Source organism: Mesorhizobium sp. YR577 (assembly GCF_900116595.1).
Taxonomy (GTDB): domain Bacteria; phylum Pseudomonadota; class Alphaproteobacteria; order Rhizobiales; family Rhizobiaceae; genus Mesorhizobium_M.
Genome location: NZ_FPBI01000034.1, coordinates 1 through 20,975 on the forward strand (window position 1 = coordinate 1; position 20,975 = coordinate 20,975).

Here is a 20,975-nt window from a genome sequence, read left to right on the forward strand (position 1 = left end):
CTCGGTGTAAGGCTGAGCCGCGCGGCACCGCTGCTTGAATTCGTCGCCGAGATCGACCCGGTGCTGGACGATGGGGGAGCCTATATCGATCCCGCAGATGGTGGGTCGAACCGAGCCGTAGCGGCAACCGGCACGGATCTCGCCAGGCAGGTCGAGGCCATCGAACTGCTTCAACGCGAGATCGATCTCGAAGATTTTTCTGCCATGAAGTTCTCAGGCGATTTCCAATCGTCGCCGTTGGTGAACCAAATCGACCCCAGTCTCTGGTTCGCCATGGTCAAGGATGAGGCAGACCTGAAGTACGCGGCCGGGCAGCTTCGCCAGGATTACGGCGATCTGCGAGCGGCGATCGGGGGCAATTTGGCCCTTGGCCAACGTATTGGCGTCTAGGCTAGGCGAATGCTCCGGACTTCCAGGCCTTTCTTGCCCTGCCCGCATTCGACAAACACCTTCTGTCCCTCCACCAGTACGCTGAGCCCTGAGCGGGACAGCGTGGTGGCATGAACGAAGACGTCCTTCTCACCGTTATCGGGTGCGATGAAGCCAAAGCCCTTTTCGGGATTGTACCACTTGACCGTGCCCTCGCTCTCCAACTGCGCACCCGTCCCGGCGATGGACTCTCCAGCGAGGGGTGTATGTGCCGGCGTTTTCGCGATCTGATCGCCGATTTCCAGAACTTGCGTGACCTGATGACCTTTTGGACTTTCTTCGACGGCGACCTTGAGACGTGTCCCCTCGGAAACACCGCGGCTTCCGGCCGCTTCCAACACTCGGATATGCAGATAGGCCTCCGTGCCGTCCGACACTTTGACGAAGCCAAAACCCTTGCTGACGTTGAACCACATCACCTCGGCGTCGACAGGGTCTGCGGCCACGGACGACGGGCGCTGAAAGTAGCTTGGCTCGGAAGTCCGTTCCGAAAAGGAAACCGGGTCATCGTCATGCCGATGCCGGCGCGGCTCGCGATGGTCTCGATATTTGCCCATGATCGTCTCGACTGACATGGAGCGCACACTGCGCCAGCTTCAGGATAATCTCCATCGGCGACGAGTTTGTGTCAAATGGCCTGCGACTGAAAAAAGATGCCAACAATGCCTATATTGGCGATGAACCCAAATTCAGGAGGTCAGAGGCCATGACGACCGAACGCGCAATTCTTGCCGGCGGCTGCTTCTAGGGCATGCAGGATTTGATCCGCCGCTATCCCGGCGTGATTTCCACCCGCGTCGGCTACACCGGCGGTGAGGTGCCCAACGCCACTTATTGCAATCATGGCGGCCACGCCGAGGCGATCGAAATCGTGTTCGATCCAGACACGATCAGCTATCGAGATCTGCTGGAACTCTTCTTCCAGATCCATGATCCGACGACGCGCAACCGCCAGGGCAACGATGTCGGCGCGAGCTATCGCTCGGCGATCTTCTACGCAAATGATGAGCAGAAGCGTGTCGCGGAAGACACCATAGCCGACACGGACGCCTCGGGCCTCTGGCCGGGCAAAGTCGTGACCGAGGTGACACCGGTCAGCGATTTTTGGGAAGCCGAGCCCGAGCACCAGGATTATCTCGAGCGCTATCCCAACGGCTACACCTGTCATTTCCCGAGACCAAATTGGAAGTTGCAGAAGCGCGAGGGCGTCCGCAAGGCCGACAATCGCGCGGCGCTGACAGCATCCGCCGAGCAGAGTGCCGCAGAGAAGGGTAGCGAGCCGAAATTCAGGCAACGATCGTCGGGCAGCTTTCGGATTGGCTGGCGATAAAGCGGCCCTCAGTTGTCGCAAAAGTCCCCTGGTTGCCACCGGCTTTTGCGCCCGACTGTTGCGACGGAAAAATACCTCGATCTTTCAAAGCGGCTGGTTTGCCTCGAATGCTAGGAAATTTGCGCCAGCGGCTTCGAGCACCATCTAGGACGTTCGGTGCGGTGCATCAAATGTCTTCTATCACATCCGATGAACGGCTCGCCGGCTATCATTTGCGGGCAGCGTCTTGAGGCGTAATCTTCGTCGTCTCCTTATAGGTCTCGACGGCGAATAGCGTCGTGTAGCGGACCACGTCCGGATCACTGTCAAAGAGGCGGTCACAGAGCGCCTGATATTCTTCCATATCGCCGAAATGCCCGATCAGCACCGCGTCCAGATCGCCAGTGACACCGAACGCCTGGGTGATTGCCGGTTCTTCTGAAACTCGCGACGCGAAGGACGACCGCACGTCCTTGGTGTGGTTGCGCGTTGTGACAGTGATGACAGCCCGAATGCTGCGCCCGAGTTTGGCCGGGTCCGCGAGATAGACGCAGGCTTTCAGGACGCCCGTTCGCCGCAGCACCGCGACCCGGCGCAGGCAGGTCGAAGGCGTCGAGCCAACCGCCTCTGCCAGCTCCGCCTTGGTGAGCGTACCGTCTGTCTGAAGCGCGGCGACGATCCGCAGATCTAGCTTATCCATATGCAGCGCCTCCTGTGGTCTGATTCGCCATTTTTATGAATATTTTGACCACCTTATCCGCCACTTTCGCCGTATCAAAATGAAAATCGGTATGGTGAGACGATGAACAATGCAACGCTCGGGCTGATCTGGGCCTTTTCCTTTGTGATCCTAGAAGCGGCACAGGCCGTGTTTTTTGGTGGCGTATTTCAGGACTACGATTCATTCCTGATCGGCGGGGCAGTCTTCGGATTCACGGCTGCCGGAGCGCTGATCTGGGCGAAGGTACGGACTCCGGAGCAACTGAAAATTGCCTGCGCCAATGGAGCCAGTCTGTTCGGGTTAAACCTCTCGACGCCCTTGTCTGGATCGCATATTTCTTCGCGCTTCAAATGATCGAACCGGCTGTGGTATTCACTGTGTTCTCGGGGCTGATACCCATTGTCATCGTGGTTGCCTCGGCTTGCGGGGTTCCAGAAGCTTCATCGCAACCGGGTCGAAGGCGTCGGCCTGATCACTGTGGTGATCGGCGTCGGTTATCTGGCGGCGATCACGCTGCTTGGACAATCAGGCTTCGTGCGAGGCGGCTGGACTGCCGGGATCGCCGGACTGCTGCTGACCTGTGTGTCTGCCATCAGTCTCGCGGCGATGATGATCTACAGCCAGCGGCTCAACCGCTTCGGCATCGCACCAGTTGCGCAATATGCGCTGCGGTTTCCGCTCTACATCGTGGTGGCGCTTTCAGCCGCATGGCTCGGCCTTGATGGGAAAGGGCCGGTCGATCCCAACGGGCTGCTCAGTGTTATCCTGGTCGGCTTCGCGATCATGGCATTTCCGGTCTTCGCGATGCAGAAGGCGATATCGCTGATGTCCACCCTGACACTGGCTGCAATCACGGCGATCGGTCCACTGTTCGTTTTCCTGTTTCAAATCGTTGAAGGTCGCGTGGCTTACGCACCGGCCACGATGACGGGTCTAATGATCTATTTCGCAGGGGCTGTTCTGGCGGTCTATGGCGGGGCCAGACACTCGGGTGGAAAGTCGATCCTCCACTAGCGGAAGGACAGTACAACCAAGCTCGACCGCGAGCTCGCGAAGCTGCGATCTCCTACGCCTTCCGTTGTATATGCGAAGCGCTTCAAGAGCATGAGCCCTACGGTAGTCGCCACCGGGCAGCTTACCGGCGCGACGGTTCTCATGGTGCCGATCGTTTTGGGCTCTACAACCCGGCAAGCATCATCACATCCAGTGGTCCTGTCCGTGGTCGCCCGCGCCATCGCGTTCATCCTCTATTTCAATCTCATCACCTCAGCAGGCGCAACAAATGCCTCCTTGGTGACGCTGCTAGTGCCGGTCAGCGCGATCATGCTCAGCAGCGCCTTTTCTTGGAGAGCAGTTAAAGGTGTTCGAGCTTGTCGGAATGATATTGATCATGGCGAGCCTGATCATCATAGACGGCCGGCTGTTTCGCCGCTTCCTGTCGCGGAGATTCTGATTTTAGGCCGCTGCAAAAGTCCGCGATTCAATAGGCAAAAAACTCGGGAGTTTTGTGGCAGGCCCGGTTAAGCCAACAATCTTGCTCCTCTTTTGACAGGTTCTATTAATCCGAAACTCGCACACCTAACGCTCCCAGCCTTGCGTAAACGGGGAACGTTCCGCCCAGATGGCCGTCAGCCGAGGGTCGGCGTCCACTCGACGTACTGTTTCCGCTAGCCCGGGCGCAACCTCATAAAAGCGCAGCCGCCCAGGCGACCAGCGCGACGCCGTGGCCACATAGTGGTCGAGAACCGACAAGTCCTCGCCGAGGAGGTAGCTGCCCGGACGCAATTGTGCCCCCATCAATTCCCAGCAGCGAGCGACGCGGTCGAATAAGCGAGCCTTGACGGTAGCATGGTCCTCGGCGCGTTCGATGATGCGAGAAGGGTTGTCGGAGATCCAATAGAGGGCGTAGATGGCTGAGGATACAAACTGGTACTGCTGGATTATCATGGCGGAGGCGATCCAGCGCTCCTGCTGGTCAACGATTTCGACGGGCTGTTCTACATCTGGATCAAGCGCGAGCATCTTCGCGCACGCGACTTTTCAAAGGCGAAATTTGTGTTTCAGACGGATTAAGGGGTCGTTTGCGGGAGAGGGCGAAATCCCACGTTAGCGGCCAACCGTATGTGAAGCATTGATTATGATACGGATTTTGAAGCGGAAATGGTCCCTGCCGCCGAGCATTTGGAGCGTGTATCGTAAACCTTCGTTTGTGAGATTCGGGCGAGCGGACCCTCGGTGCCGTTCATTGTAGATGTACACTCAAGAAGGAAAGCGGCTGAGGTATGATGAGCAAACGGTTCTGGGCTAGCTTGGCGATAACGGCGGGAGTGTTCGCAATCGTTCAAGGGCCGACGAAGGCGCAACAACAGGGTACTTCGGCTGCCTCTAAGATTCAGGAGGTAGTAGAGTCCTGCTTCAGCTCTCCGCCCGGAGCAACGGGAAAGATTGTGGTTTCTGCGACGTTCGGGCCTGATGGCTCACTCAAGGATAAGCCCGAGATTGTCCGGAAAGGCGAAGGCCCGATTAACAACACGTTTGCAGATGCGGCGGTCAGGGCGATCTTAAAATGCGAGCCGCGACTCGTCGGTCTTGGCCTTCAGGGTAAAGTCACGTTCAATTTCGATCCTTCCGGTCTGCTATCTGCCTCACATGACAGCACGTCTGCCGAAGTGCTTGCTGACCCTCTCAATGGCGAACAGCTCACTACAGAGGTCAACGGCAAACGAATAGAACTCTCGATGCCAAACGGTTTTTGTCGTGTTGCTCCGGACGGGACCCCCGCCGAGAAGGAGATACTGCGGCGAGCGAGACCGCCCGCTGATAGGAAAGCTGATCTCCTCGCGATGGGCGTCGACTGCGAAACGAGCAACATCTTGAAAGCAGGTAAGCTTCAGCGCTGGCGTCGTATGATTTCTCTCAACCTATTGACCAATGATGATCTACCGACCGGAGAGGCTTATCTGGCGGCCGCATTTCAGCGTTTCAGCGCCCGAGAGCCGTTGACCCCGCGCTATTGGCAAAGTCCTCCGATTGGTGGATCACCCGTCGTCAGTCGCGATGATCGCGCCGTCTATGTCGCCCAGCGAATTGTCAAGGACGGAAATGTCACAGTATCGGGCGTGAGCGCCTATGCAACAGTCGAGAATCTTCCGCTTATCGTGAACATCATGAGCTTCGATGGTACCGATGTGAGCAAGGCAACGGTCACGACGACTGTCCGCACGGTCTCGACCATATCAGTCACGCCATAGCAACGCCCGATCATCGCCGGCAAGCTGGCCGCAAACGCAGGACTCCGCCCTCTCCCGCAAACGACCCCTTAATCCGTCTGAAACACAAATTTCGCCTTTGAAAAGTCGCGTGCGCGAAGATGCTCGCGCTTTATCCAGACGTAGAACAGCCCGTCGAAGTCGTTGATCATGTTGTCGTAATCGCCGATTTGCAGCAGAAGCATCCATTGCTCGGCCAGCGGTTGGATGCGCTCCGCAACACTCCAGAATTCAGCGCTGAACGGCAGTTCATTTTCGCAATGAAATCAGCCGATTAATCCCGGTCGGCGTGGGGTCACTGTTCGGCGCAATTTCACACGTATCAAACCAAGGCGTCCAACTTCCATCGCAGAACCATTCACAGCATTCCCCCATTCGATGGCAAATGATCGTGTGTTCCGTAAATAAATAAGCTGCGGTTCGCTTTGAAGCCGGCAGGTACATACGCGTTGTCAGCCGTCTTGCCCTTTGCCTGCGCTTGGGCGATGCCTCATGGCGTTGATTTAGCAGAATCGGCATAAGCTGGCGCCCATGTCACTTTATTTGAAAGCATGGCTCTTCATGGGCTCGACCGTCTTGCTCTTGATAACGCTGCCGTACTGGCAGCCGTTCGTGGAACATACGTTCGGCCCAAAATGGTCCCATCTCGCACTGCTGATCTGGGGCGTCCTTGGCTTTACCGCGTACTACTTGTTTTCCTGCCCGGAGTGTGGATGTTCGCTGCTTAGAACTGAGGGGAAGTTTTTCAACGCCCACCATCCATGGCCGAACAGGAAATGCTCACGCTGCGGGCGAGATCACACCGCTTAACTCGGGAACGGACTGACCGTTCGCTTCCCACCCATCTTGTCTGGGCCTAACATCCAGTTACGACAAGTTGTAACAGTTTATTGTCCCGCTGCGACTCAACTTATTAGCGTTGGAGGCTGGCTGGATGCCGGCTGAAAATCTGGAGGGACTAGGTGCTTTATTTCAAGACAAGATATCTGCTGATCGCTCTTGTGCCACTGGCGGTCGCCGGTTGTGTCAGCTCCGAAGATCAGAGAGCCATGGACCAGGATAAGTGCGCTTCGTACGGCTATCGACCGGGCACCAACCGCTTTGCTGATTGCATGATGGATCAAGACCAACAACGTGCCGATGACCAGCGCCGCACAATGGAATCGTTGGAACGGCAAGATGCAAGAGACCAGGCACGCCGGGATGCTCTCAATGCCAATGCGCGTGCCAGCGTCATCGATGACAGACCCCAATACGACAAGGACGGCAATCCGAACTTTGACACGCAAGGTAACTATCAGGGCTGCCATGGCATCGGCTGCGAAGTCGATAACCCAGATGACGACAGTGCTGATTAAACCGTAGAGCCGGAGGGCAGGCTTTCGCCTCGTCCGTTCGCCGTCCTGATCTTGACGACCAAATTCGGCCGACATATTTTTTTTTGGCGGGCCACGGGCCGTTGGCGGCTGTGACCTAACCCGAAACTCAATTTTCGTTTGACTTGGAGGATCTGATGAACGATCGGATGTTCGACAGCCCTGTTTTCGTGAAAGACGGAAATGTCCTTATCCAGGAGATTTCCTGCCTCGAAGATGCGCTGGAATTTCTCTATGAGTGGCCGAACAATAGACGCGGCCCGATCTACGAAACCGCCCTTCGCGCCTGCCAGAAAGCCTTTGACAGCGATTATCCGCGATCCGCTGCGCGCGAAGCTTTCGTAAGCTTCGCCAGATCGGTGAAAATCCTCGAAGAAGTCACAACGCCGATGCCGTGGATGTTGGCTCCGAATCCCAGCCGTGGCGGCGGCGTTACGGCTTAGCGAAAGTTGTATTACGGCGGCGTGATTTTCATGCCGCCGGCCATCATTTCAAGGAGCATGGCAACAATGGCCAAAAACCTGGACATTATTCAGCCGGTCCTTCCGGCGACCGACCTCAAGTATGAAATCGAATGCCGAAATGCGATGGAGCCTTTTCTAGACGAGTTACTTGACAGAGCTGAGGCAGCTGGCTGGCAACGAAAGCAGGCGGCAATGGCGATCATGTATCTGGCGGCACGGCGGACGAAGTAGAATGGCGAGGTGACAGCCTCGTAACCCCGCGCACGCTTGTCGGCCAAAGCCATGTGTGATTTCCTGACCGAGTAAGTTAAGATATTGAAGAGGACGTGGTGTCCAAGCTCGTGTTTTGCTGCCCGGTGACGGGATACTCGGTGACTACCGGCGTGTGCATGAAGCCCGAGGCCTTTGCCAAGGCGGAGATCGAGGGTGGCTCGGTGTCCTGCCCTCATTGCGGCAATACCCATCGTTGGGAAAAGAAAGACATCGTCATTTCAGCAAGTTCTGACAGGCTATAGCGCTCGCCTCGCCATTTCGTATCTATCGGGCTTGCCCCGACGCGACGAGGCGGTCGCCAGGAGTCGAACCTGGCTCAGAAGCTGTTGAACAGCTTCCTCTCTCGGAGCATCCGCTGCTAGTTGAGGATCATATCAAGTGGCTGACCAGATCGGTACCATCACTACCGCCCTCTCAGAGGTGTGGGCGTTCCTTCTTTGGGCGAAACTCTGCGGGGGATTTAGGCCTAAAAGCTCGATAGCCTCACCCGAAAGAACTGTTTCGGAACATTCGGACAGATCATAGATCAGGGCGACTGGTCGCCGTTCCTGATCTAATCGCAGGACGAAGAATGGCAACCCGCTCAAACGAAAAAGCCGCCGGGAAATTCCCAACGGCTTCGGCGTCTCAGATGAGATGTGCGGCTTAACTTCTCAACTCGCCAGTACATCCGTGGTCGGACAAAAAAGGAAAGCCTCCGCGCATCAACCTCATGATGGGGACGCGCTACACCCGCTCTATATGAATACCCATTGCGGTTTATTCAAGACCGCGTCGTCACGTCTAACAACTGAGAGACAGCCCGGCGGCGGAGAATTCTACCGCCTCCAACCCGAAGCAAACGCGATATGCCCGTTTTGCAGAGAAATGTTTGCATCGGTGCGATTTGAACGCGCATTCTCCAAGTTATGAGCCCGGGGGGATGACCACTTCCTCACGGTGCTAAAATCGTAAATAGTTTCGGCACGCGCTCGATTGAGGGGAACGCCGGTATGAGCAAGACCGCATTCGAAAAGATTGAGGCAGGGCTGAACGCCCTGGACTATGGGCGGAACAGTTCCCTCAAACCCGCGGACTTCCATATCGGTATGGAATTCGATGCGAATGGCAAAACTTATCGCTGCACCGACATTGGTACACGCACCGTCGTAGCCGTCCGCATCGATCCAGTGGAGATAACCACGAAGCACTCAGGGACATCCTCGCCGCTATCCAAAGCGCGACGTACACTGCGACGCTCGCGCCGGTGCTCGGCAGCCTTAAATGGCTTGTCGCTTTCGGCGGACGTCATGCCTACGATCGGCGTCTTCTTCTTTGAACGAGCCATGACACCCGATTACCCGATCGGGCACTTTGCTCATGCTTGAAACAGAAAACCCGCCTCACGGGCGGGCTCGTGTGGCACAAATCACCACGTTACGGACGAATCTACGTTACTGAATCCCACCGTCAAGTGGACTGGCCGAACACGTTGGCGGGATTAGCCCTTTAGGACCGGTTGGCATCAGCTTCCTCCCGGAGGTCCGCCGCCAGCATTATGCTTCTGCCAATCGTCCGGTTGCTCAATTGATTTGACGCGGTCGCCGCTCCAAAAACCTTTGATAATGATACCCGCCAAAATGAGCCCGCCGAACGACATGAGAACGCCGTATACCGTCATGGCTTCAGCCTCCTGCACTGCATGCATTCCGATAAGCATATAGGAGTTCGGCGAGGCTCGCGACAGGCGTAGCGTCAAGCTGAGACACTTCGCCGGGGACGGGCGGTGATCTTGTAGTGCATCGCCAGGTTATCCAGCCCTATTCGTAACGGGGTCCGCAGTGAGGCGCGGGGATCGCCGGTCTTTGCGGAGATCTCCCGCAATGACATTCCAAGGCCGCATACCCTTGCGAGATCGCATCGTCCTGTTCCGTTGAAGGGGCACGCCCAATCCGTGGAACGGAATGTGTCGACTTCGAAGACTGGCGATCCTCGCCGAATATTCCGGAAAGCAGTCCGCCTGATGCAGATTTTGCCTCGGTACCGCATTCGAGTTCTTCAATCCGGGCCAGGGCTGCATTCAGCGCCTGCTCCTGCACAATGATGGGTTGTGCCATATAGTAAGGAGCTCCAGGCTGGCAGGCGATCTGCTCGCCGATATAGGCTTCCGCTTACTGGTCGCACGGCGGCGATTGCCGCGCAACATCGGGCAAGCTTGTCGAAGAGGCCGACGATGGCCTGCTGGTCCTGTCTGTCCATTATGATGCTCTGACCTGACTGCTATTCCTCGCGCTGGCCCGTGAAGGTCAGCAGGAGCTGGAAGATGTTGATGAAGTTCAGATAGAGCGAGAAAGCTCCGAAGACCGCGAGTTTCTGCTGGGATTCGGCACCGAAATTCTCGGCATACTGCTCCTTGATCGTCTGCGTGTCCCATGCCGTCAGGCCGACAAAGACGAAGATGCCGATGACCGAAATCGCAAATTGCAGTGCTGTCGATCCGATGAAGAGGTTTACCAGACTGGCGATGACCACGCCGATCAGGCCCATGATCAGGAACGACGAGAATTGCGAGAGATCACGCTTGGTGGTGTAGCCGTAAAGGCTGGTTGCGCCGAACATGGTTGCCGCGATGAAGAAGGTACGGGCAATGCTGGTGCCGGTGAAAACCAGGAATACAGCGGCCAGCGATAGCCCCATGACCGCGCAGAACGCCCAGAACATCATCTGCGCTCCGGCCGCCGACATCGACTGCATGCGAAACGAGAAGACAAGCACGAAAGCCAGTGGCGCGAGCATCACCACCCATTTCAGCGGCGTCGAGAAGATTGGCACGTAGAGCGCCGGGGTGGAGCCGACGACGAAGGCGACGATACCCGTCAGCACCAGCCCGAGGCCCATATAGTTGTAGACCCGCAGCATATGCCGCCGCAGGCCCTCGTCGAACACTGTCGCAGACTGGCTGCGAGCCGTGTTCATTCCCGATTGGAATGGAGTGTTCATCCTGAAATCTCCCTAGGTTGACTGGATCAATAAAGCGTGTCGGAGAGCTGGCTTGCCGCTCGGTCGAGATCGAGTGCGTCAGCCTTCGCAACGAGCGCATAGGCGACTTCGCCGATCTGGAAATAGGCCGCAGTCACATCCTGCATGTCGGCAACAGTGGGCTTGACCACATCGAACGTGCCCGGACGCACCGCAAACAGCGAAACGGCACCTAATTTCTCGGTCTTGATTGCCATTTCCACGCTTGGCCCGAACTTGGAGGGAAACAGCTGTACGTCCGCCACCTGCCAGTCCTTGGGCAGCCCTGGCATGACAATCGCCGTTGCCGCACGAATTTCATCGGGATCATAGTCCGGAACCGCCGGCTGCGAGGCCATGGAGGCGCGAAGGGCGGTTGTCCTGTGCGACATCACCGCATCGTTCACGTAGTCTGGAGGCGGCGTGGATGCCACGACTTCCGATATGACCAGCGGGCCAAATCCAGCATGCGCCATCCAGCCCACTCCTACGAAAACTGCAATCGCCGCTACGCGCTGCAGGCTACCGACCAATCTCCTGCGAGCCAGACCACGTTCCAGGCGGCGAGCCGCATCACCGGTCGCGGGACGGGCCATGCCTTTTGGCCCTGCCAAGGCGAGACGCAACTCGCCACGAGCCCGAAGATCGGACATGACGCGCGCCGCGGTTTCCGGGTTGCCCGAAAGATAGGCCTCGACCTCGATCCGGCGACCAGCGTCCAGCTGATCATCCACATAGGCGTCGAGGTCAGTGTCCACGACGGGATCACGAATCTCGGTCATCACAGCCTCCCACGATCCTGAGGCGGCTCTTCGGCTGCCCTGCCACATTGTCTTCCATCTCGCGCAAGCTGGCTCTTGCCCGTCCTATGCGTGACATGAGCGTGCCAAGTGGGATGTCGAGCGCAGAGGCGGCTTCCTGGTAAGAAAGCCCTTCGACAGCAACCAGATGCAAGGCCGAGCGCTGCTCTTCCGGCAAGTCGAGGAACGCCTCCCTCACCTGCGCGAGCCGCACGACGTGATCCTGGTGGGGCTCCATCCGGATTTCGGCGAGGTATCCGGATTGCACGACCCGGGCAGCTTCGGCACGGCGCGAACGGACCCCGTCGATAAAGGAATTATGCAAGACCGAAAGCAGCCAGGCGCGCAGGCTATCGCCCTGCCGGAACGTTTCCCGACGTTCATAGGCGCGGACCAGCGCGTCGTGAACCACGTCTTCTGCGTCAATCGCATCACGCGTCAGCGAGCGGGCATAACGGCGCATCGAGCCAAGCTGGCCTATGACGTCGAAGCGTGGTTTCATTCGATCCATGACAGGTTTACGGAACAGCGAACGGTTTTAATCCCTCAGGCGACGACTTTCTTTCTGGAGCTGATCGCCCTTTCTTTGATACTCCTCGGTACGCCATTCATCAAAGTCCGGCGGGGACAACAGAAACTTTCACAGAGGCGCTGCCGCCCACAACGGCCGCGGTGGTAGCGTGATCATGAACCTTGCCGTTTGGTTCGCGCTTAGATGGCAAGAGGAGCATGCCGTTACTTTGGCTATGGCATTTATATTTTTTTGGCTTCCGGTCTCTCTCGAATCCTAATCCCGACTTCTAGTTTTCCTCTCGCAACGGGTCTTCGACTCTTTGTCACAGTCATCAGCTCCGACGCATGGACAATTGTGGAGGAGCAGCGGCTCTACCAACAAAACAACGATGATCGGATTTTTCCGTTCAATGGAAGGGTCAGACGGCACCGTGTTTCGTCGAGCCTGCACCGAGCTGGCATTGACTGCTTGCTGTCGTATGCTGTTGCAGATTTGCAACGCCACCCTTGGAAATGATCGTCCGATGACGACCCTCAATCTGACACTCCAAGAGCGCCGACGCTTCTCCGTATCAATAGAATCAAGCACTAAACATGACACTGGCAGGCAAGATTTTGGCGGAATATTAGAACTTCTCTAAATCATTGCCATTGCAGCGTTTTTCTCAATCCCTTACGTCAAAGTGGCTTCTGGTTCAGGAGCTTCATTGTCGTTCTCATGTTGTGGGCTGGTGTGGACAGGCTGTCTCTCGGAAAACTGATCGCCGCCTTTGTGAGGGTTCGCCCTCGGTTGGATGCGGCTGCGAAGGCGCGAACCGGTTGCTCAGCGACAGCCGAGGACCTGATGCAGGACGCTTGGTTGAAACTGGAAAACGCCGGGCTAGAGGATGGCGCGATCCGCAATCCGGCCGGCTTCATCACGCGCGTTGCACAGCATGCCGTTACCGACCATCTGCGCAACCAACGCCGGCGCAACGAAATCGATAGCGAACTTGCCGACATTCTGGGGGAAAACTGCGATTTGGTTTCGCCGGAACGCACGCTGATCGGTCGGGAAAACCTGAAAGCGGTCAGGAAGATTCTGGACGAACTACCGGAAAAAACCCGCAATATCTTTCTGATGAACCGGATCGACGGCATATCCCATCGCCGGCTTGCAGAACTGCACGGCATCACCGATGAAGCCGTTTATTATCATATCCGCCGAGCCCTTGAACGGCTCGCCGATCTGCGCGATGAACTTTCCGACTGAGAAATTTTCCGGATAAGTGTTTAGGTAGCGAGTACGTTCACGCGTCAATAGGTTAGAACAGCTCGAAATCGAGCCCCTATCCGCATCAGCTTTCGAGCGCATGGACGAGCACCAGAAACGCAACGACATTGAACGCCGCATCAGCCTGGACGCACGTGACTGGATCGTGCGGCTGACTTCGGGCAATGTCAGCGACGCTGATTTGAAGCGGTTCAAGGCGTGGCGGGACCGGTCCCCCGAGCACAGGCGCGCTTTCGAGCACGAGCGCCTGTTCTGGCAGCAATTGCAGGGACTCGATGTGAAGCCGGTCGGCATGCCGCCGCTTGCCGCCGCCAGACCGAGCCAACGAGCTTTGATGGGACGACGCACTTTTCTGCTGGGGGGCGCGGCCACGGCAGCCGCGGCAGTCGCTCTGGTCGCGGCTCCAAGCCTGCAGGTCTGGTGGAGTGCCGATTTCACCACCGCAGTCGGCGACCAGACGGAGTTCCCGCTGCCGGACGGCTCGGTTGCGATCCTCAATACGGACAGTGCCGTCAGTGTCGGCTATCGGCCCGGTCTCAGGCTGGTCGAGCTTCTGAAAGGCGAAGCGGAATTCAAAGTCGTTCCGGATCAGGACGCGATGTTTCAGGTGGCCGCGTTGGGCGGCAACAGCAGCACCAATACCGGTCGCTTCTCCGTCGGGATACTTGATGGGATAGCGACGGTTACGGCAGCCGAAGGGTGTTTGAATGTCGCCGGGCCGGCAAGCCCTTCCGCGATGGACGATTTCAGCATCGTGAGTATCGAGATGACCGCGAACGAGCAAACCGTGTATGCGCGCGGAGAGGCACCGCGACCCGCGTATGCCGCCGACGCCGAAGCGGTGCTTGCATGGCGAAATGGGCGTATCATTTTCGAGGGCCAGCCGTTTTCCCGCGCAATGGCCGAGCTCGGCCGCTATGTTCCCGAGCGGATCGTGATGCGGCCCGGCATCGATGCATCGGTGCCCGTGAGTGCGATCTTCTCGACCGCGGAAGCGTTTGCCGCCGTGCAGGCGCTGGCAAAAACACAAGGACTTTCAGTGCGCCGAATTCCCGGCGTCATGCTGCTGATCTCCTGATCCACATTTTTATTCAAAAAAGTTGTGACATCGTCTTTAGGCAAACGGCTTTCTCACGCGTCAATGTGATGAAGGGCCCAGGCAGCAAGGTACCCACTCCCTTCACGAAGGCTCGCAAGGGCCGTTTCCATGGTACATGTTGGGGGTTTCAATCGTGCACGGCAGTGTAGAAAAAGTATCAAGACGGCGCGCGCCTGACCGTTTGTTGACGACGCTCATGATGAGCACGGCGTTTTGTGTCGGAGCGCCAGCGCTGCTTCTGCCGGTTTCGCAGGCTGCCGCCCAGACGGCGCGCATGCATAGCTTCAATATTCTAGGCCAGCCGTTGAACCGGGCGCTGCGGACACTTGCAGACCAGTCGGGTGTTCAGATCGCCTACCAGACGTCCATCGCGACAAACACGCACGCGCCGGCCGTGAACGGCACCATGACGACCGAGGATGCACTCGCCCGGCTTCTTTCGAGTTCAGGGCTTCGCTATTCATTCACCGGCAGCAACACCGTGACGATTGTAGCGGCATCGGCCGCACCGGCGGGCAGTGCAAGTGCCGATGGTTCGATCGTTCTTGACACCGTTATCGTTGAAGGCTCCGGGGGCGTTTCTGCGCTTCAGCAGGACGGGCTTGCAAAGGACGGCTACCGCGCAAACACGGTCTCCTCGCTGGGCCCGTTGGGGCAGACTTCGATCAAGGATACGCCCTTTTCGGTCAGCGTCGTGCCGCGCGAACTCATACAGAATGTTCAGGCGCAGTCGCCTGATGACATTTTCCGGATAAGCCCGACGACGCGCGTTCAGACGCCGCAGGCTTCAGGTTGGGCGCCGATGGTCAACATGCGCGGCTTCACCACTTACGACACCGCCGAGGATGGCCTTCGGCGCTCCTACAGCCACGCGAGCAGTCTTGAGGACAAGGAACGTATCGAGATACTAACTGGACTTTCGGGGTTCCTGTATGGCGCGGCCGCCCCGGCCGGCATGATAAACTACGTTTACAAACGCCCAACCATTGAGCGCCTGAACAGCGTCACCGTCGGGACATATGGCGCCGAGCAGAAATACATTCACGGCGACTTCGGCGGCCGCATCGATCCAGAAGGCCGCGCAGGATATCGCCTGAACATCGTCAAGCAGGGCGGCGACACGGCGATAGACGACCAGAGCGTAGATCGCTTCCTGGCAAGCGGTGCCCTCGACTGGGACATCACCGAGCGGCTGAAGCTGCAACTCAACGCGTCGTATGGCAAATACGATACGGATGTCCCCAATTCCTACTGGTCATTCCGCCCCGGCGTTCCGCATGGCGCGGCTCCCGATGCCAGCAAGAACTGGAGTCAGCCCTGGATTCGCGATGAGTTCGAAAAGAAGCGCTTCTCCGGCAAGCTGACCTATGAACTCAACGACTTCATAACGCTGCGCGGCGGCTATATGCGCGAATATGTCAATCGGCCGGTCCAGGATCACACGATGAATTCGGTGCGATCGCCAGGGGAATACTATCAGATCGCGATTCACTCGGGCAAAACAAAGAATGTCTTCGACGCAGCGCAGGCATTTGCCGATGTTACGTTCGATACGGGAACGGTTTCCCATAAGATTACCGCCGGTTATCATATGTACTCGGACAGAGGCTGGAGCACGTCCTACAATCCGAACACAGGCTGGATCGGACCGTTTCCGATGTCCTCGCCCATTCATCTTCCGGAGCCGACTTTCCCTGAAGATACCTCGTCCTTCTATGACGCCGGATATGTCCGCAACCATAATTTCGTCATCGGCGATCAGATCGAATTCAACGAGCAGTGGTCCGCATTGGTCGGCGTCAACTACAGCCGCATCATGAGCCATGCGCTCAATAGCGAGGGCAAGCTGGATCAACCTGATTACGACGAGGGACGCCTCTCGCCATCGGTCTCAGTCATGTACAAGCCGATGCCGTGGATGACGGTCTATGGCAGCTACATCGAAGGCCTGGAACAGGGCGGGATCGCTCCCGACACCAGCACCAACTACGGGCAGATCATGGCCCCTATGGTGAGCAAGCAGAAGGAGATCGGCATCAAGGCGGAATTAGGCGGAGTGCTCTTGACAGGTGCGCTGTTCGATATCGAAAAGGCCTACGAGTTCACGGATTCGAGTGGCGTCTACACCCAGGACGGACGGCAGCGACATCGCGGCGTAGAGGTCACGGCGACGGGCAAGGCGACCGACGAACTCACGCTCATCGGCGGCATTACCCTTCTGGACGCCAAGGTGGAAGGCGGCGAATACGATGGCAACGAGCCGATGAACGTCGCCAAGGTGCTGGCGAAGCTCTACGCCGAATATGAGGTCCCTGCCATTGAGGGTCTCGTCCTGACCGGCGGCGTCTATTACACCGGCAAGCAATGGGCGAACGATGTCAATGACGACCCCCTTCCCTCCTACACCACCCTTGACCTCGGGATGCGATACACGACCGAACGTTTCGGCAACCCGCTGACGCTTCGGCTGAATGTCAGCAACGTGACCGACAAGAACTACTGGCAGAACAGCTACTATCTGGGAGCCCCGAGAACGATCGCGTTTTCCGCCCAGATGAAGTTCTGATGGCTGTGCATGCAACGGGCTTGTCCCGCCGGGCTTTTCTCGGCGGGGCGACTTCCATGTGTTTTGCGCGCGCAGCCCATACGTCCGAAAAGCCTTTCGATAGGATCATGGCGATGGACTGGGTGAGCGGGCAAAATCTGCTTGCTCTCGGCGTCGCTCCGCTCGCCATGCCGGAGCTGGAACGCTACGCTTCGCTGGTGGTGGAACCGGAACTGAAGCCTACCATTCGCGAACTCGGCCTTCGTTCGGAGCCCAATCTCGAACTGATCTACCGGCTGAAGCCGGATCTGGTGGTCATGAACGGCGACCTTGCGACAATGCGCGAGCCGCTGTCGGCGATCGCGCCGGTATGCTTCTTCGATCCCGATAATTTCGGAGAAGCCGACCATCTGGGACGGGCCCGGCAAGCTCTTTCGAGCCTTGCTGGGGAGATCGGCGCGTCAATCGCTTTCGAACGGTTCGAGCAATCGGTGGACGTGGAACTGGCCGACGGCAAACAGCGCCTCGCCGGCTATGACGGCCGTCCCCTTTACGTAGCAACTGTTATCGACGGCAGGCGCCTGCTGATCTTCGGCAGAAACAGCCTGTTCCAGAACGTGCTCGATCATTTCGGCATAGAAAACGCCTGGAGCGGCCATGTGTCCCGCTATGGCCATACGACTGCCAGCGCCGATCGGCTGACGGATCGTCCGGAGGCGCGGCTGCTCTGCGTAGGCGACACCAGCCGCGATACACTGAATATCCTGCTGGCGTCTCCTGTCATCGCCAGCCTGCCATTCGTGAAGCAAAATCGTATCGTGCGAATTCCCGATGTCCTCTTTTATGGAGGCTTGCCGCCCGTTCGCCGCTTCGCGCGGCTCGCTTCGCTTGCCCTGTCCGCCGGAGGACAGGATGAATAGGCCGCACGCTGTGACGCCGTTTCTAGTGCTTGCCCTAGCAATTGTCGCCTTGTCGCTGGCCGCTTTCAATATGAAAGGGCTGTTGCCGGATAACGCACCACTCGTCTCGCTGATCTTTCCGGACCCGGACGTGACAGCGCAGATGCTCCTGCATCATACGGTGCTGCCCCGTATTTTTGTCGCCCTTATGGCTGGTGCCGGACTTGGACTTGCCGGTGCTGTCCTGCAACGCATTCTGCGCAACCCTCTAGCCGAACCCGCCACGCTCGGAATTTCGGCCGGAGCCTATCTCACCTTGTCCATCGCCAGCCTGTGGTTCCCCGCGCTCTTGGCATCCGGACCGGAATGGATCGCCTTCTCCGGCGCCATCCTGGCACTGCTGGCAATTCTCTCATTGTCCTGGAACAAGGGCTTGTCTCCCGTCACCGTAACCCTGGCGGGGATGATCGTCAGCCTCTACTGCGGCGCGGTGAGTGCGGTGCTGACGCTGTTCAACCATGACTTTCTGACCGGCATCTTTTTCTGGGGAGCCGGTTATCTCGACCAGCAGGATTGGAGCGGAGTGCTCTTCCTGTCTCCACGCCTCCTGCTTGTCGCTATAGTCATCATGCTTCTGGTGCGCCCGCTGACCTTGCTCGGTCTTGATGACGGCAACGCCAGAAGCCTCGGACTGTCCATTGCAACCTATCGTCTGATCGCGCTCGTTGCCGCGGCGGCGCTGACGGCAGTCGTGACCGCTTCTGTCGGGATCATAAGTTTTGTCGGCCTTGCGAGCCCGGCCCTGGCCCGCGCCTCCGGCGCCAGGCGCACAGGCGAACACCTGTTCTGGTCCGCGCTGACGGGCGCATTGCTGCTGACGGCCACGGATCAGATCGTACTCTCCCTGCCGGTGACATACCGGCTGTTTCCAACGGGCGCGGTGACGGCGCTGCTCGGTGCTCCGCTGCTGTTCCTGCTGATCAGGCGTTTGAAGCTGCTCACTCCGCCGCAAGCCGAATCTGGCTCAGCTCCTCGCAGGCTGAGGCATCCGCTGGTCGCCGTCACCCTACTGGCTGCATTGCTCGTTCCCGCCTTCTGGGTGGCGATATCCGCCGGTCAGGGACCGGATGGCTGGTCGTTTGCGGCAGGCGCAGAAACCGTCTCCCTTTTCGATTGGCGAAGCCCTCGCGCGCTGGCGGCATTCAGCGGCGGCGCGATGCTTGCACTGGCAGGCGCCATCCTTCAGCGCATGACAGGCAATCCCATGGCCTCGCCGGAAGTGCTCGGCGTCTCTTCCGGCGCGATGCTGGGCGTCATCCTTCTGCTCCTGACCGCTGCAGCCCCGACACGGACGGACCAGATTGCAGCCGGTGCCGCCGGCGCTTTTGCCGTTCTCTTCCTGATGCTGGCGCTGTCGCGCAAACCCGGTTTCTCGGGAGATCGTCTGCTTCTGATCGGCATTACGCTAGGCTCCGTTTCCGGCTTCGTCATGGCCGTTCTGATGACGTCGCAGGATCCGCGCCTCGGTCAGCTGCTGGCCTGGCTTTCCGGCTCGACCTACGCGGTGCGGCCAAGGGAGGCCTTGCTGTCTTCCGCGCTGCTGCTTGCCGCACTGGCCTGCATTCGGCTTATCCGGCGCTGGCTCGAATTGCTCCCGCTCGGCCTCGCCACTGCATCGGCCTCGGGCATATCCATCGCCTATAGCCGCAACATTCTGTTCTCGATCTCGGCGCTGTTGACTGCGGGAGCGACCATCCTCGTGGGGCCACTAAGTTTCGCCGGACTGATGGGGCCGCATCTGGCACGCCTTGCCGGATTCCATCGAGCCGGCACGCAACTCGCGGCTTCGGCGATCATCGGCGGACTGGTTCTTCTTGTCGCCGATTGGCTCGGCCGCAACCTCATCTTTCCATTCCAGATCCCCGCTGGCCTTCTCGCCACCGTAGTCGGCGGGCCATTTCTGCTGGTGCTGATCGCGAGGCGGGGATGAACAAGAGAGACGATGGCTTCCGCATGATGAGGGTCGTTGCCGTCGAGCGCATCGCGCCGCGCATGCAGCGCCTGCGATTGGCTGGCGACGATCTTGCCCATTTCGACACGCTCAAGAATCTCCATGTCCGGCTCCATGTTCACGATCGAGCCGAAGGAGTGGCTGGAGAGACTGGCATGAGTGCCGGCAGTAGCTCGCGCCGGAAAGGCGGTTTATCGAACATCGTCACGCGCTACTACACCATCCGGCGCATCGATGCCGATGCCGGCTGGCTCGACATCGATTTCGTGCTGCATGACCATGCGGGACCGGCCTGCCGCTTCGCTCTGCAAGCGAGACCGGGAGACCTCTGTGGCATCTCAGGCCCTTGTGGTCTCGGTGTAAAGAAAGCGAACAACTATCTACTGGCGGGAGACGAAACCGCACTTCCCGCTATTGCGCGGATCGCCGAGACGCTGCCCGGCGATATCCAGGGCAATATCGTTATCGAAACTAATGGGCCCGAAGACGACTTGCCATTCACCGCACCGGCCCGCATGTCGGTCGACTGGGTTCAACGCCAGCCGGGAGATCATGGATCCGGGCGGCGCTTCATCGAACTGGTTACGACGAAGATCGACGCTGTCGCGGTCAGCCATGATTACTTCATCTGGCTTGCCGGAGAATTCTCAGGATACGAAGCCTTTCGTCCGCATCTCGCCACCATTCCAAAACCGCGCTGCATCAACGTTCCCTACTGGCGCAGTTGAGCTCATCATCGTGAACATTTTGGACAACGTCGTGTCCGTGGTGCATGGCGACGAGAAGGCGTATGGACTCGTCTTCTGGAAAGCGGCCAGCTTAAATTGCCAAAGATATTGAAGGATTGACCCTACGTGCGAACGCCACGATACCCCCGGCCAGGGGGAATCACGCCAACGGCCCGGCTGATTGGAAGCGAGCGGTGTTCACTCCCTTTAAGGAGGGAAAGGATCGATTTCACGGACGATCGCATCTTCGTCGCCGTCATATTCGCTCG

At 58.2% G+C, this 20,975-nt stretch carries 23 protein-coding genes and 2 pseudogenes; 17 read left to right on the forward strand and 8 right to left on the reverse strand.

Annotated elements, in window-relative coordinates; genetic code table 11:
- A pseudogene (locus BM413_RS33300) lies at nucleotides 1-390 on the forward strand (hypothetical protein); the annotation flags it as partial.
- Here BM413_RS33300 and BM413_RS34075 read toward each other — a convergent pair.
- Complete coding sequence (locus tag BM413_RS34075; RefSeq protein WP_091918421.1) at nucleotides 387-986, reverse strand: cold-shock protein; 600 nt, start codon at nucleotides 984-986, stop codon at nucleotides 387-389. The pseudogene BM413_RS33300 and the gene BM413_RS34075 sit on opposite strands and share 4 nt — an antisense overlap.
- A 194-nt stretch (nucleotides 987-1,180) precedes the next feature.
- Here BM413_RS34075 and msrA point away from each other — a divergent pair.
- Nucleotides 1,181-1,630: pseudogene (gene msrA / locus BM413_RS29310) on the forward strand (peptide-methionine (S)-S-oxide reductase MsrA); the annotation flags it as partial.
- 337 nt (nucleotides 1,631-1,967) lie between these two features.
- Here msrA and BM413_RS29315 read toward each other — a convergent pair.
- Complete coding sequence (locus tag BM413_RS29315) at nucleotides 1,968-2,438, reverse strand: Lrp/AsnC family transcriptional regulator (protein ID WP_091918387.1); 471 nt, start codon at nucleotides 2,436-2,438, stop codon at nucleotides 1,968-1,970.
- A gap of 102 nt (nucleotides 2,439-2,540) precedes the next feature.
- Here BM413_RS29315 and BM413_RS29320 point away from each other — a divergent pair, with 102 nt between their 5' ends.
- The 3 genes from BM413_RS29320 (at nucleotide 2,541) to BM413_RS29330 (ending at nucleotide 3,983) form a co-directional block, all read left to right on the forward strand.
- On the forward strand, nucleotides 2,541-2,813 hold the full coding sequence (locus tag BM413_RS29320) for a hypothetical protein (RefSeq protein ID WP_091918388.1): 273 nt from the start codon (nucleotides 2,541-2,543) through the stop codon (nucleotides 2,811-2,813).
- A 45-nt stretch (nucleotides 2,814-2,858) separates the two neighbouring features.
- Nucleotides 2,859-3,473, forward strand: a complete 615-nt coding sequence (locus tag BM413_RS29325) for a hypothetical protein (protein ID WP_139238689.1) — start codon at nucleotides 2,859-2,861, stop codon at nucleotides 3,471-3,473.
- Between the two features lie 90 nt (nucleotides 3,474-3,563).
- A complete protein-coding gene (locus tag BM413_RS29330) occupies nucleotides 3,564-3,983 on the forward strand; it encodes a DMT family transporter (RefSeq protein WP_244538091.1) in 420 nt (139 codons plus the stop codon).
- 54 nt (nucleotides 3,984-4,037) lie between these two features.
- Here BM413_RS29330 and BM413_RS29335 read toward each other — a convergent pair whose 3' ends face one another.
- The gene (locus BM413_RS29335; RefSeq protein ID WP_091918390.1) at nucleotides 4,038-4,481 is read right to left on the reverse strand and encodes a glutathione S-transferase family protein; all 444 of its coding nucleotides are present in this window, start codon (nucleotides 4,479-4,481) and stop codon (nucleotides 4,038-4,040) included.
- 263 nt (nucleotides 4,482-4,744) lie between these two features.
- Here BM413_RS29335 and BM413_RS29340 point away from each other — a divergent pair, with 263 nt between their 5' ends.
- The gene (locus BM413_RS29340) at nucleotides 4,745-5,710 is read left to right on the forward strand and encodes a hypothetical protein (RefSeq protein WP_139238690.1); all 966 of its coding nucleotides are present in this window, start codon (nucleotides 4,745-4,747) and stop codon (nucleotides 5,708-5,710) included.
- A gap of 68 nt (nucleotides 5,711-5,778) precedes the next feature.
- Here the strand turns inward: BM413_RS29340 and BM413_RS29345 are convergent, their stop codons facing one another.
- Nucleotides 5,779-5,913 carry a DUF1963 domain-containing protein gene (locus BM413_RS29345; protein WP_091918392.1) on the reverse strand — a complete coding sequence of 45 codons (135 nt, stop codon included), beginning with the start codon at nucleotides 5,911-5,913 and terminating at the stop codon, nucleotides 5,779-5,781.
- A 777-nt stretch (nucleotides 5,914-6,690) separates the two neighbouring features.
- On the opposite strand from BM413_RS29345, the gene BM413_RS29350 reads away from it, so the two are divergent.
- From BM413_RS29350 to BM413_RS33305, 5 genes are all read left to right on the forward strand, one after another.
- On the forward strand, nucleotides 6,691-7,086 hold the full coding sequence (locus BM413_RS29350) for a hypothetical protein (RefSeq protein WP_091918393.1): 396 nt from the start codon (nucleotides 6,691-6,693) through the stop codon (nucleotides 7,084-7,086).
- 155 nt (nucleotides 7,087-7,241) lie between these two features.
- Nucleotides 7,242-7,547, forward strand: a complete 306-nt coding sequence (locus BM413_RS29355) for a DUF982 domain-containing protein (protein WP_091918394.1) — start codon at nucleotides 7,242-7,244, stop codon at nucleotides 7,545-7,547.
- A 66-nt stretch (nucleotides 7,548-7,613) separates the two neighbouring features.
- Complete coding sequence (locus tag BM413_RS29360) at nucleotides 7,614-7,799, forward strand: hypothetical protein (RefSeq protein WP_091918395.1); 186 nt, start codon at nucleotides 7,614-7,616, stop codon at nucleotides 7,797-7,799.
- A gap of 98 nt (nucleotides 7,800-7,897) precedes the next feature.
- Nucleotides 7,898-8,083 carry a hypothetical protein gene (locus BM413_RS32850; RefSeq protein ID WP_139238691.1) on the forward strand — a complete coding sequence of 62 codons (186 nt, stop codon included), beginning with the start codon at nucleotides 7,898-7,900 and terminating at the stop codon, nucleotides 8,081-8,083.
- A 750-nt stretch (nucleotides 8,084-8,833) separates the two neighbouring features.
- Nucleotides 8,834-9,208 (forward strand): hypothetical protein, encoded by a 375-nt coding sequence (locus BM413_RS33305; RefSeq protein WP_175544488.1) that lies wholly within the window; start codon nucleotides 8,834-8,836, stop codon nucleotides 9,206-9,208.
- A gap of 137 nt (nucleotides 9,209-9,345) precedes the next feature.
- On the opposite strand, the gene BM413_RS33310 is transcribed toward BM413_RS33305, so the two are convergent.
- The 4 genes from BM413_RS33310 to BM413_RS29390 form a co-directional block, all read right to left on the reverse strand.
- Nucleotides 9,346-9,501 carry a hypothetical protein gene (locus BM413_RS33310; protein WP_175544489.1) on the reverse strand — a complete coding sequence of 52 codons (156 nt, stop codon included), beginning with the start codon at nucleotides 9,499-9,501 and terminating at the stop codon, nucleotides 9,346-9,348.
- A 599-nt stretch (nucleotides 9,502-10,100) separates the two neighbouring features.
- Nucleotides 10,101-10,820 (reverse strand): Bax inhibitor-1/YccA family protein, encoded by a 720-nt coding sequence (locus BM413_RS29380; RefSeq protein WP_091918398.1) that lies wholly within the window; start codon nucleotides 10,818-10,820, stop codon nucleotides 10,101-10,103.
- A gap of 26 nt (nucleotides 10,821-10,846) precedes the next feature.
- The gene (locus BM413_RS29385; RefSeq protein WP_091918399.1) at nucleotides 10,847-11,620 is read right to left on the reverse strand and encodes an anti-sigma factor family protein; all 774 of its coding nucleotides are present in this window, start codon (nucleotides 11,618-11,620) and stop codon (nucleotides 10,847-10,849) included.
- Nucleotides 11,604-12,149: a sigma-70 family RNA polymerase sigma factor gene (locus BM413_RS29390; protein ID WP_091918400.1), complete on the reverse strand. Its 546-nt coding sequence runs from the start codon at nucleotides 12,147-12,149 to the stop codon at nucleotides 11,604-11,606. The genes BM413_RS29385 and BM413_RS29390 overlap by 17 nt, the downstream gene beginning before the upstream one ends.
- 720 nt (nucleotides 12,150-12,869) lie before the next feature.
- Between BM413_RS29390 and BM413_RS29395 the strand changes: the two genes are divergently transcribed.
- The 6 genes from BM413_RS29395 to BM413_RS29420 all read left to right on the forward strand — a co-directional run bounded on the left by BM413_RS29395 (nucleotide 12,870) and on the right by BM413_RS29420 (nucleotide 20,706).
- Nucleotides 12,870-13,403, forward strand: coding sequence for an RNA polymerase sigma factor (locus tag BM413_RS29395; RefSeq protein WP_091918401.1), 534 nt, complete (start codon nucleotides 12,870-12,872; stop codon nucleotides 13,401-13,403).
- A gap of 100 nt (nucleotides 13,404-13,503) precedes the next feature.
- The gene (locus tag BM413_RS29400) at nucleotides 13,504-14,502 is read left to right on the forward strand and encodes a FecR family protein (protein ID WP_091918402.1); all 999 of its coding nucleotides are present in this window, start codon (nucleotides 13,504-13,506) and stop codon (nucleotides 14,500-14,502) included.
- A 220-nt stretch (nucleotides 14,503-14,722) separates the two neighbouring features.
- Complete coding sequence (locus BM413_RS29405) at nucleotides 14,723-17,089, forward strand: TonB-dependent receptor (RefSeq protein WP_244538092.1); 2,367 nt, start codon at nucleotides 14,723-14,725, stop codon at nucleotides 17,087-17,089.
- Complete coding sequence (locus BM413_RS29410; protein ID WP_244538093.1) at nucleotides 17,089-17,988, forward strand: ABC transporter substrate-binding protein; 900 nt, start codon at nucleotides 17,089-17,091, stop codon at nucleotides 17,986-17,988. Before BM413_RS29405 ends, BM413_RS29410 begins: the two co-directional genes overlap by 1 nt.
- Nucleotides 17,981-19,957 carry a Fe(3+)-hydroxamate ABC transporter permease FhuB gene (fhuB, locus tag BM413_RS29415; RefSeq protein ID WP_091918404.1) on the forward strand — a complete coding sequence of 659 codons (1,977 nt, stop codon included), beginning with the start codon at nucleotides 17,981-17,983 and terminating at the stop codon, nucleotides 19,955-19,957. Before BM413_RS29410 ends, fhuB begins: the two co-directional genes overlap by 8 nt.
- Nucleotides 19,954-20,706, forward strand: coding sequence for a siderophore-interacting protein (locus tag BM413_RS29420; RefSeq protein ID WP_091918405.1), 753 nt, complete (start codon nucleotides 19,954-19,956; stop codon nucleotides 20,704-20,706). Before fhuB ends, BM413_RS29420 begins: the two co-directional genes overlap by 4 nt.
- The last annotated feature ends 269 nt before the right edge of the window (nucleotides 20,707-20,975 follow it).

Coding starts and splice junctions, on each gene's coding strand:
- BM413_RS29380 (WP_091918398.1), bottom strand. CDS start 10,820: ATGAACACTCCATTCCAATCGGGAATGAACACGGCTCGCAGCCAGTCT.
- BM413_RS29410 (WP_244538093.1), top strand. CDS start 17,089: ATGGCTGTGCATGCAACGGGCTTGTCCCGCCGGGCTTTTCTCGGCGGG.
- fhuB (WP_091918404.1), top strand. CDS start 17,981: ATGAATAGGCCGCACGCTGTGACGCCGTTTCTAGTGCTTGCCCTAGCA.
- BM413_RS33310 (WP_175544489.1), bottom strand. CDS start 9,501: ATGACGGTATACGGCGTTCTCATGTCGTTCGGCGGGCTCATTTTGGCG.
- BM413_RS34075 (WP_091918421.1), bottom strand. CDS start 986: ATGGGCAAATATCGAGACCATCGCGAGCCGCGCCGGCATCGGCATGAC.
- BM413_RS29355 (WP_091918394.1), top strand. CDS start 7,242: ATGAACGATCGGATGTTCGACAGCCCTGTTTTCGTGAAAGACGGAAAT.
- BM413_RS29330 (WP_244538091.1), top strand. CDS start 3,564: ATGAGCCCTACGGTAGTCGCCACCGGGCAGCTTACCGGCGCGACGGTT.
- BM413_RS29315 (WP_091918387.1), bottom strand. CDS start 2,438: ATGGATAAGCTAGATCTGCGGATCGTCGCCGCGCTTCAGACAGACGGT.
- BM413_RS29390 (WP_091918400.1), bottom strand. CDS start 12,149: ATGGATCGAATGAAACCACGCTTCGACGTCATAGGCCAGCTTGGCTCG.
- BM413_RS33305 (WP_175544488.1), top strand. CDS start 8,834: ATGAGCAAGACCGCATTCGAAAAGATTGAGGCAGGGCTGAACGCCCTG.
- BM413_RS29385 (WP_091918399.1), bottom strand. CDS start 11,620: ATGACCGAGATTCGTGATCCCGTCGTGGACACTGACCTCGACGCCTAT.
- BM413_RS29400 (WP_091918402.1), top strand. CDS start 13,504: ATGGACGAGCACCAGAAACGCAACGACATTGAACGCCGCATCAGCCTG.
- BM413_RS29340 (WP_139238690.1), top strand. CDS start 4,745: ATGAGCAAACGGTTCTGGGCTAGCTTGGCGATAACGGCGGGAGTGTTC.
- BM413_RS29320 (WP_091918388.1), top strand. CDS start 2,541: ATGAACAATGCAACGCTCGGGCTGATCTGGGCCTTTTCCTTTGTGATC.
- BM413_RS29360 (WP_091918395.1), top strand. CDS start 7,614: ATGGCCAAAAACCTGGACATTATTCAGCCGGTCCTTCCGGCGACCGAC.
- BM413_RS29405 (WP_244538092.1), top strand. CDS start 14,723: ATGAGCACGGCGTTTTGTGTCGGAGCGCCAGCGCTGCTTCTGCCGGTT.
- BM413_RS29335 (WP_091918390.1), bottom strand. CDS start 4,481: ATGCTCGCGCTTGATCCAGATGTAGAACAGCCCGTCGAAATCGTTGAC.
- BM413_RS29345 (WP_091918392.1), bottom strand. CDS start 5,913: ATGCTTCTGCTGCAAATCGGCGATTACGACAACATGATCAACGACTTC.
- BM413_RS29395 (WP_091918401.1), top strand. CDS start 12,870: ATGTTGTGGGCTGGTGTGGACAGGCTGTCTCTCGGAAAACTGATCGCC.
- BM413_RS29420 (WP_091918405.1), top strand. CDS start 19,954: ATGAACAAGAGAGACGATGGCTTCCGCATGATGAGGGTCGTTGCCGTC.